At 56.9% G+C, this 9,441-nt stretch carries 8 protein-coding genes; 4 read left to right on the plus strand and 4 right to left on the minus strand.

Features of this window, described 5'->3' with window-relative positions:
- Positions 1 to 33: 33 nt before the first annotated feature.
- Positions 34 to 2,637: an HD domain-containing phosphohydrolase gene (locus ACWIZX_RS14875; RefSeq protein WP_448336344.1), complete on the minus strand. Its 2,604-nt coding sequence runs from the start codon at positions 2,635 to 2,637 to the stop codon at positions 34 to 36.
- Positions 2,638 to 2,987: 350 nt separating this feature from the next.
- Here ACWIZX_RS14875 and ACWIZX_RS14880 point away from each other — a divergent pair, with 350 nt between their 5' ends.
- Complete coding sequence (locus tag ACWIZX_RS14880; protein ID WP_448336345.1) at positions 2,988 to 4,319, plus strand: serpin family protein; 1,332 nt, start codon at positions 2,988 to 2,990, stop codon at positions 4,317 to 4,319.
- A 13-nt stretch (positions 4,320 to 4,332) separates the two neighbouring features.
- On the opposite strand, the gene ACWIZX_RS14885 is transcribed toward ACWIZX_RS14880, so the two are convergent.
- Positions 4,333 to 5,115, minus strand: a complete 783-nt coding sequence (locus ACWIZX_RS14885; protein WP_448336346.1) for an acyl-[acyl-carrier-protein] thioesterase — start codon at positions 5,113 to 5,115, stop codon at positions 4,333 to 4,335.
- A gap of 108 nt (positions 5,116 to 5,223) precedes the next feature.
- Here ACWIZX_RS14885 and ACWIZX_RS14890 point away from each other — a divergent pair, with 108 nt between their 5' ends.
- Together ACWIZX_RS14890 and ACWIZX_RS14895 are read left to right on the plus strand one after the other, a co-directional pair.
- Positions 5,224 to 5,775: an RNA polymerase sigma factor gene (locus ACWIZX_RS14890; protein WP_448336347.1), complete on the plus strand. Its 552-nt coding sequence runs from the start codon at positions 5,224 to 5,226 to the stop codon at positions 5,773 to 5,775.
- Positions 5,772 to 6,683 carry a DUF5667 domain-containing protein gene (locus tag ACWIZX_RS14895; protein WP_448336348.1) on the plus strand — a complete coding sequence of 304 codons (912 nt, stop codon included), beginning with the start codon at positions 5,772 to 5,774 and terminating at the stop codon, positions 6,681 to 6,683. Before ACWIZX_RS14890 ends, ACWIZX_RS14895 begins: the two co-directional genes overlap by 4 nt.
- 18 nt (positions 6,684 to 6,701) lie before the next feature.
- Here ACWIZX_RS14895 and ACWIZX_RS14900 read toward each other — a convergent pair whose 3' ends face one another.
- Both ACWIZX_RS14900 and ACWIZX_RS14905 read right to left on the minus strand, forming a co-directional pair.
- A complete protein-coding gene (locus tag ACWIZX_RS14900; RefSeq protein ID WP_448336349.1) occupies positions 6,702 to 8,156 on the minus strand; it encodes a phytoene desaturase family protein in 1,455 nt (484 codons plus the stop codon).
- A 13-nt stretch (positions 8,157 to 8,169) separates the two neighbouring features.
- Positions 8,170 to 8,616: a deoxycytidylate deaminase gene (locus ACWIZX_RS14905; RefSeq protein ID WP_322791382.1), complete on the minus strand. Its 447-nt coding sequence runs from the start codon at positions 8,614 to 8,616 to the stop codon at positions 8,170 to 8,172.
- Between the two features lie 104 nt (positions 8,617 to 8,720).
- On the opposite strand from ACWIZX_RS14905, the gene ACWIZX_RS14910 reads away from it, so the two are divergent.
- On the plus strand, positions 8,721 to 9,441 hold a 721-nt coding region (locus ACWIZX_RS14910), incomplete at its 3' end, for a M50 family metallopeptidase (RefSeq protein WP_448336350.1).

Consider the following 9,441-nt stretch of genomic DNA (forward strand, 5'->3'; position numbering starts at 1 on the left):
AATGATTTATCCCGAATTGACGTTAATTTACCCTCAAGCCGAATTACCGTTTACAAAAGTTTCGGGCTGATATTCTTCCTGAATAAGCGCGGTAAACGTTTCTACGACCTGCGGATCAAACTGAATGCCCGCCTGCTCTTGCAGGTATGCCAGCGCTTTCTCAATACTCCACGCCTGACGATATGGGCGGTCGTGGGTCAGGGCATCCCACACATCCACAATTGCAAAAATACGCGCATAGAGGGGTATCTGCTCCCCTTTCAATCCGCGCGGATAGCCGCTGCCGTCCCAGCGTTCGTGATGGCAGTAAATCACATCCATGGCGCCTCTCAGGAAGGGGATTTTGGAAAGCAGGTCGTAAGCATACTGTGGGTGCTGGCGCATGACTGTCCATTCTTCTTCATTGAGCGGGCCGGGTTTGTTGAGGATGGCATCCGGGACAGCCATTTTGCCGATGTCGTGCAGCAGAACACCGTATTGCAAATCTTGCAGCTGTTTTTCATTCAACCCCATACGCCGGCCGAGTTTTTCGCTCAATTCCAGCATGCGGTCAGAATGCCCCTGAGTTTCTTTGTCGCGCAGTTCCAGCGTTGCCGACCAGCCTTCGATGGTGGCGCGGTAAGCCTGTTGCAATTCTTGGTAGGCGCGTTGAATGTCCTGAATCATCTGGTTGTGATCCAGGGCTATGGCGGTTTGAGAGGCAAGCGTCTGGAAAAATTCCTGCCACTCGGGCGAAGGTGTGCGCGGCTTGTGAGCAAATACTTCCAGCAGGCCGTAGCGTTGACCCTCAATCGTCATTGGCGCGGCGGCATAAAACTGATAAGGGACAAAACCGCTGAAGCGGCTGGTCAGCCAGTGGGACAGTTCTCCGGTCACCAAACGGTTGATGACCAGCGGTGTGCCGCTGGCAAGCGACTCCTCGGCTTCTTTCACACCAATCTGGGCAGAAATGGGCATGATTTGCGCCAGATTGAAACCGCGGCTGGCGTAAGGCAGCAGGTAGCCTGGCACACTTTCGGTGAGGATGTTGACCGCATCCACTTCCAGGGCGTTTTTGATGACGTTGAGGATGATGCCCATCTTTTCTTCGGAGGAGCGTGGGCTGGTGATGGCGGTGTCAATCTCCCGCAAGGTTTTCAAACGCGCCAGCAGCAAATCTGTTTCGTGTAAATGCTGGCGGATTTTTTCTTCATTCCGGCGCACCTCGGTAATATCCTGCCCGATGCGTGCCATGCCGGCTACTGAGCCATCCGGGTTGCGGATGAAGGTGTTGTTCCACGCAATCAGCCGTTTTTCGCCTGCCCGGGTGAGGATGCAGGACTCATCATGGTGATGGATGTTTTCTTCCTGAATGTGCCGCAAAAAGCGTTCGCGGCGTTTGTGTCGTTCTTCTGGCAGCGCAAAGCGCTCGAACCAATCGCTTTGCAGCACTTCGTGCCAGTTCCAGCCGGTCAGGTTGATGAAGTACTCGTTGCAAAAGACGATCCTTCCCTCGCGGTTGAGGATGACGGCGAGCATCTGCATGTTCTGAAGCATCTCGCGGTACTGACGTTCGGAGGCAGCCAGGGCAAAATGATACCGCCCCATGTCCGCCACCATCTGACTGAGAGCGAGACTCATTTGGGTCAGTTCATCCTTGCCCTGTATGGGAATGCTGATCGAGAAGTCGTGGGAATCGCGAAAACGATTGATGGCGCGGATAATGGCAAACAAGCGCTTGGTCAGAGTGCGGTTGAAGAATGCCCACGAAAGGCTGCCCATCACCACCGCCAGAATGGCAAGGAAGAGCAGAAAATTGCGAAAATTTTTCAACCCCACCTGATAAATGATGGGAATTTTACTCACCCGCAGCATCAAATAGGGTTCGCCCCGCAGGGTGGTCAGCAGGCTGAATCCGGTGATGTGTTGGGGCTGGAACGCCTGGGTTGAGTGAAATACCGCCACATCTGTGTCGGAATTTCGCAGTTGGCTGAATGCCGCGCGGAAATCAGCCGGCAGTTGGGGATTGGTGATGGTTTCTACTTCGATGGAAAGATGGGTGGCTTCTTCCCATTCGGCTAACCGCAGGTTGTTCAGGTAGCGCCCGATGACAATCAAGCCGGCCGGTTGACCGACCGCATCATTGCGCAGGATGGCGCGTGCGGCTATCATCAACGGCCCAAACTGAGTCTGAATCAGCCCTTTGGATTGAAATTGCGGTTCGGGAGGTATATGCCCGAGAAAATTCTTGAAAATCTGCCGGTCAATGTCCTCCGGCAGGGGGATGGGATGAAACGTGAACGGGTTGATCGAAAATTCTGCAACCCGGTGCAGGTTCGCGTCATAAAATGCCATCACATCTACCCCCAGCCCCTGAAAGGTTGTGGGGGTCAGGTTATCCTGAGTATAAGCGGGGTTTCGTCCCTTGATGAAGTGGTAGGTTTCATCCCTGTAGCCCCAGTCGGCGGCAATGTTGCTTAAGAAATCAGCATCCCGCTGCAAAAGGGCTTCGACACGCTGGATGTCCTGATGTAACAGGTTTTCTTCCAGCGTGCGATAATGACGGAGGAACAGCGTGTTGGAAATCAAAACAAGACTGAGGATGGAAATTCCTCCCGCCAGCAGGGAAAAGAGTAAAATGCGGTTGCGAAGTGTCACAGTGTCCCCTCACAGCATCCGTTCAAATGAGTCTGGCATGCGGAAAAGGCGAGCGGGAAATTGCATCCGGCAACTTGAGTCGGATTATTCCGGAAGTTTTCTCGCTGGCTTGCCGGCTGAGCGAACCAACCTGCCACGACCAATTGGCCTCATTTACCGATTATCGCTCATCTTGATGAATTCTGAATGGCAAAAAAATTACAATGAACTTACAAATTTCGTACGACGGTAAAAAAGCCTTGACTTGCCGGCAAAGTGGGATTGGCGCTCAGGTCAGGAACGAAATGGCGGCTTATTTCGTCTTTCCTTTGTCGAATACTTGCAGCTGCTGACCTGAAAAGGAGGACGAGATGAGCCTTTGGAGAAAGAGTCTGATCGTTTTGCTGGCAGGGCTATTGACCCTGACGGCCTGTTCCCCCGCCTTAACACCGCTGCCTACCGAGCCGACGGTTAATCCCACTCCCAAGGAGAGCGGTATGGATGAGGATGAGGTGTTGATTTCTTCCCGCCCGCGGAATACAGCCCCACCAAGCGGGGAAATTGCCCTGCGTGAACTGGTGAATGGCAACAACGCCTTTGCGCTGGATTTATACCAGCGACTGGCGCAGGAGCCGGGCAACCTGTTTTATTCCCCCTACAGCATCTCGCTGGCACTGGCAATGACCTACGCCGGAGCGCGCGGTGATACCGAGCGGCAAATAGCGCAAACGCTGCATTTTAACCTGCCGCAGGAACAGCTCCATCCGGCCTTCAATATGCTGGACCTGAACCTGCGCCCGCTGGAGCAGAAACCTGCCAGCGGGGAGGAACAACCGTTTCAGTTGAACATTGCCAATTCGTTGTGGGGGCAGGCGGGTTTCGATTTTCTGCCTGAGTTTCTGGACTTGCTGGCGGAAAACTACGGCGCGGGAATGTACCGGGTGGACTACAACGATCCGGAATCTGCCCGCCAGCGGATTAACCGTTGGGTGGAGGAACAAACGCGGGAGAAAATCAAAGATTTGATTGCTGAGGGAGTGCTGAACCCGCTTACCCGGCTGGTGCTGGTCAACGCCATTTACTTCAAAGGCGCGTGGGTTTACCCGTTTGATGAAGGCGCAACCCGCGAGGCGGCTTTCACCCTGCTGGATGGCAGTCAGGTGACGGTACCCATGATGTCGCTGGCAAAGAATCTGCTCTACCTGCGGGGGCCAAACTACCAGGTGGTGCGTTTGCCCTACCAGGACAGCGCGATGGGCATGCTGGTCATCATACCGGATGAAGGTCAGTTTGAGGAAGTGGAGAAAGCCATCAGCCCTCAGCTGTTGGAGGAGATTCGCACATCCTACTCCTTAACGGCTTTGCGCTTATCCATGCCCCGCTTCAAGGTGGAAAGCAGTTTCAACCTGAGCCAGACACTGGCGGAAATGGGCATGCCGGCTGCTTTTGAAGCCGAGCTGGCGGATTTTTCCGGCATGACCGGGCGAAAAGATTTGTTCATTGCGGATGTGGTGCATAAAGCCTACGTGGATGTCAACGAAAAGGGAACCGAAGCCGCGGCGGCAACTGCAGTGGTGATGGAGTTAAGTGCCATGCCCATGGAAGAGGTTGAGTTGACCATTGACCGCCCCTTCCTGTTCCTGATTGAAGATCAGCAGAGCGGTACGATTTTGTTCGCCGGGCGGATCGTAGACCCGCGCTAGGTACAGGCAAAACTCATTCGGGCTGGCGGAACTCCCGCCAGCCTATTTCCGCTTCAAAGGCGCGCCTTTCCTCGCCGTTCAGACTGCCGCAAATCACATGCACCAGCGGGCTGCCGGAGCGTTCGCCAACCGAGAGGGTGACGCTGCTGCCGGGCAGCACCTCGTGATTGTAGTTGATTTGCAGGTAGGCCGGCTGGTAACGGCGGTAATGTTCGGGGGGAAAGCAGTCGCAAATCCATTCGACGTAGCGGGCGTTGTTGACGTGATTCATCAGGTCGAGGTCGCTGTAGGCAGCCTGACGGGTCAGAACGGGGGACATTTCGGCGGGCAGGGCAATTTTTTCCAGATTTTCGTTCAAGGTGCTCAGGCCTTCGTTGAGCGGCAGGTTGCCGGGCAGGCTATTGGGCAGCAACATGCGCCGCTTGTACGGGTCAATCAATAGCCAGGCTGAAGTTGCCACCGCCAGCCGTTTGCCGGCCGGAGTGGTGAACAAAAAGTCGCGGGTGAAGAAGATTTTTTGCTGAATGCCGCGCGGAAAGGTCTGCAGAACAATTCGATTGGGGATGGTGGGAAAGTGCTCGAACTGAATTTTGATGCGTGAAAGCACCCAGATCATATGCTTTGCCATCATGTCGGGGTAATCGTATCCCAGATTGCGGGCGTGGTTGGCGGCTGCTTCTTCCATGGCTTGAAAGAAGGCAGCCGGTTTCCAGCGGTTATTCAGATCGGTTTCAAAGACACGGACGTGAAATTGTTCGCACCAGATGGGTTGAGGAAGTGTGGATGGGTTTGACATCTCAGACCTGCTTAAAAAGGTATCCATGAATGATTGGGATATTGTACTTCAGAAATCGGGCTTAACCCGTAACCGCTTTGGCTTTTTGGCGTCATACTTTTAAGAGTGATGGATGAAGAAAACCACCTGCTGGAAGGCGCGCGCCGCTTTGATCTGGAATGTCTGGCGGCGATTTATGACCGTTATAGCGACCGGTTGTATTCCTACGCGGTGCGGCTGTTGGGGGATGCCGATCTGGCGGAGGAATGTGTTGCGGAAACCTTTTCGCGCTTCCTGCAGGCATTGCGTAACGGCGGCGGTCCACGCGATCATCTGCAAGCCTATCTGTACCGGGTGGCGCATAACTGGATCACAGACCTGTTCCGCCGCCAACCCCGGCTGGTGGAACTGGAAGAAAACCTCGGCAGTCACGGGGATGATGCTGCGGATGATGCCTTTAACACCGAACAGGAAAAACAACGTCTGCGGATGGCGCTGCGAGCCCTTACCCCCGATCAGCGGCAGGTGATTGTGCTGCGTTATTTTGAAGGCTGGGAAAATGAACAGGTGGCGGCGGCGCTGGAAAAACCGGTTGGGGCGGTCAAAGCCTTACAGCACCGCGCGGTGGCTTCGCTGCGGCGTTGGTTAAACCCGGATGGGAAGGAGAAGGAAAACCGATGAAAGACGAAAGATGGGATGATGAATTAAAGGCTCGCCTGCAGCCGCTTCAAAATACACCACCGCGTGACCCGCAGCGGGCGGCTCAAACCCGGGCTGCTTACCTGCAAACAGCTCAACAACTGGCAGAGACCGTATCTCAATCACCAAAACGGCGTCCTATAACAAAAGGGATGTGGATGCCCTTGATCTTTTGGAAACGAAAGGAGCGGTCTCTGATGGTTAATCCAATTCTTGCTTTGGTACTGGTACTTTCACTGGTGTTTGGCGGGGGAGGGGCAACCGTGGCTGCAGCTCAATCCAGCCTGCCCGATCAGCCTCTCTACGGACTGAAACTGTGGAGCGAGGATGCCCGCCTGAGTTTCACCAACCAGCCCGAAAGCGGCTGGCAGGTGGCTCTGCAGTTTGCGGAACGGCGGATTACTGAAATTCGGGCAATGATTGAGGCCGGGAAGCAGCCAGATGAAGCCCTGCAAACCCGCTATGAGGCGCAACTGGAACAGGCCTTTCGGTTTGCACAAAACCTGCCGGATGAGCAAGCTTTGCAGGCTTTGGAACAAATCCGTCAACGGCTGCGCCTGCAGGAAGAACAACTGAGCCAGTTGCCTGCCAATCAGGCGGTGCTGGTGCAAACGCGCAGCATGATTCAACAGCGGTTGCAATGGGTGGAGAACGGTTTACAAGAGCCACACCAATTCCGCCAGCGGCTGCAGCAAGGGCTGCCCCAACAGGATGTTCCACCAGCGCAGCCGGGCAGCGGCAATCCGTGGACGGATGACACCCCCACACCGGGCAGCGGCTACGGCAGCGGGCAGGGCGGCAATCCGTGGACGGATGAAACCCCTACGCCCGGCAGCGGTTACGGTTCTCCGGGTGGACCGGGTGAGCAGGGCGGCGGCAAAAAACCCTAATTGTGAATACAGTTATATTCACCCTCTTGTGCGGGCGGCGAGTTCTTTCAGCGCCGCCCGCGCGGCGTGATAGCCAGCCATGCCGTGTACTCCGCCGCCGGGCGGGGTAGAAGCGCTGCACAGAAAGACACCCCGAAGAGGGGTGCGGTACGGGTTGAGGCTGAAAACCGGGCGGGTGAACAGTTGGGTCAGCGTTTGGGCGCCGCTGTTAATATCGCCCCCCACATAATTGGGGTTATAGGCTTGCATTTGTAAGGCTGAGAAGGTATGCCGCGCGAGGATGCGCTGGCGGAAACCGGGCGCAAACCGTTCAATCTGGTCTTCGATGGCGGTCAGGTAATCCTGTGGGCTGGCATGAGGGACGTGGCAATATGCCCAGGCGATATGTTTGCCGGTCGGTGCGCGGCGCGGGTCAAACAGGGTGGGTTGAACGAGGATGACGAAAGGGGTGGCGGGATTTTTGCCCTGCCAAACGGCGCCTTCTGCCTGACAGATTTCTTCCAGTGTGCCGCCGAGGTGAACGGTCAACGCACGGCGGACGTTTTCGGCTTTCCATGGGATGGGCGCGTCCAGCGCCCAGTCCACTTTGAACACGCCCGGCCCGTAGCGGTAACGGCTCAATGACCGGCGGTAATGATCCGGCAGGCGTCCTCCGCTTATGCGCAATACTTCGCGCGGGGTCAGGTCGAGCAGGGTGAGACGGGCGGGGGGCAGCTCGTCCAGCGCGTTCACCTGCCAGCCGGTGCGGATTTCTCCTCCCATGTGGCGCAGGTGTTCACTCAGCGCATGGGCAAGTTGGGCTGAGCCGCCTTCGGCCAGGGGGAAGCCGCTGGTATGGGCAAGCATGTGGAGCACCAAACCGAAGGCGGCCGTTCCGGCAAAATGCAGCGGTAAAATGGCATGGGCGGCCATTCCGCCGAACAGGGCGCGTGCCGGCGGCGTACGGAAAGCCAGCTTTGCCAGGCGCTCGGCCGGCAGCAATGCCAGCGGGGCAAAGCGAAGCGCCGCCCCCCAGTGGCGCGGCGGCAGCGGCAGCGGGCCTAAAAAATCGGTCAGGATCTGGCGGGCGGAGCGCGCCAGCGGGAAAATCAATCGGTGGTAGGCAGCTGCATCACTGCCCAGCTCGGCAGCCGTTTCTTCGATGGAGCGGCTGACCGTTACAGCGCGGCCGTCATCCAGCGGATGGGCAACCGAATAAGGCGCGTAAAGCCAGCGCAGACCGTAGTCGCTGAGCGGCAGTGTGGATAGGAAGGGCGAATTGACCGCCAGGGCGTGAACGGTGGCGCAGGGGTCATGGATAAAACCGGGCAGGGTCAGTTGGGCGCTGCGCAAACCGCCGCCCATTTCAGCGGCGGCTTCAAGCACCAGCACTTTCAGCCCATTTTGCGCCAGATGGACGGCGGCTGCCAGGCCGTTGGGTCCGCTGCCGACGATCACGGCATCCAAGGCTTTGTGCGGTGGGAATCTGGTCATGGCGAGGAGGGGGTCAATCTGGCGGTGCCGGAGCTTCTGTTTGCCAGTGAATCACCTGAATGCCCGCCTGCTCCAGAAACTGGAGAGCGATGGGGTCAATCCGGTAGGGTTCGCGGTAAACCAACCGTGAGATGCGCGCATTGATCAGCATTTTGGTGCAATTCAGACAGGGGAAGTGGGTGACATAACAGACTGCATCGCGGGTTGCCAGCCCAAAAACGGCTGCCTGGATGATGGCGTTGACTTCGGCATGAACGGTGCGTACACAATGTCCGTCCACAATCAGGTGGCCGACATCGTCGCAGTGGTCCAGCCCGGCCGGTGAGCCGTTGTAACCGGTGGCAATGATGTGCTTTTCACGCACCAGCACCGCGCCGACCTGGGCACGGTCGCAGGTGCTGCGCAGGGCAACATCTTCGGCAATTTTCATGAAGTAGGAATCCCATGAAGGCCGCCGCATAGCCTTATTGTAGAAAAGAAGGAGAGGGCTGTCAAACGCCAAAGGGGGTGAAGTTCGGGCAAGTGTGAGGTGAGGGCGGGTTTTGAGCGGGTATAATTCACTTCATGAACACAAACACCAAATCCTACGGTTCTCTTTCTGTTCTACTGACGCTCGGTTTGTTTTTATGGGTACTGTTGATGTACACCTTTCTGCATGAGGGCGGCCATGCGCTGGTGGCGTGGCTTTCGGGCGGGAGTGTGCATGTGTTTGATATCAACTTTTTCAATCTGGGGGCACATGTCCGCACCAGCGCTGAGCTCAACCGCAGCGGGGAGGTCTTGAATAGCCTGGCAGGCATGGGGCTGCCCTTGCTGGTATGGCTTTCGTTTTTGCTGCTTGCGCCGCGGCGGGCAAGTCCGCTGCTGGAAACGCTGAAATTGATTACTTCCGCCGGGGTGCTGGGCTCGTTGATTCCGTGGGTGGTCATCCCGCTGGTTGTTGCCAGCGGTGGCGGGCCGGTCAGTGATGACGCCGCGCGATTCCTGGAGTACAGCGGACTTAATCCGAACTGGGTGGCGGCTTTCTTTGCGGTGCTGATTTTTGGGCTGTACCGGCTGGCGCGGGCGCGCATCAGCAATCTGGCTGCGCTGCGCGAGTTGATCTTGGGCAATCAGGATGGGGGTGCGTTTGGCTGGCAGCAAAACCGCCGAACGTATCTGACCCTGCTGGTCAGCGCCGGGTTGGTGTTGGGTTTGACGGTGCTGATCAATGCCGTTGGCGGCGGGGTCAATCGGACGGTGGCGCCCGTCCCGGCAGGGTATCAGTTTGTGCGGCGGGTGGATC

The sequence above is a fragment of the Bellilinea sp. genome, from assembly GCF_053501535.1.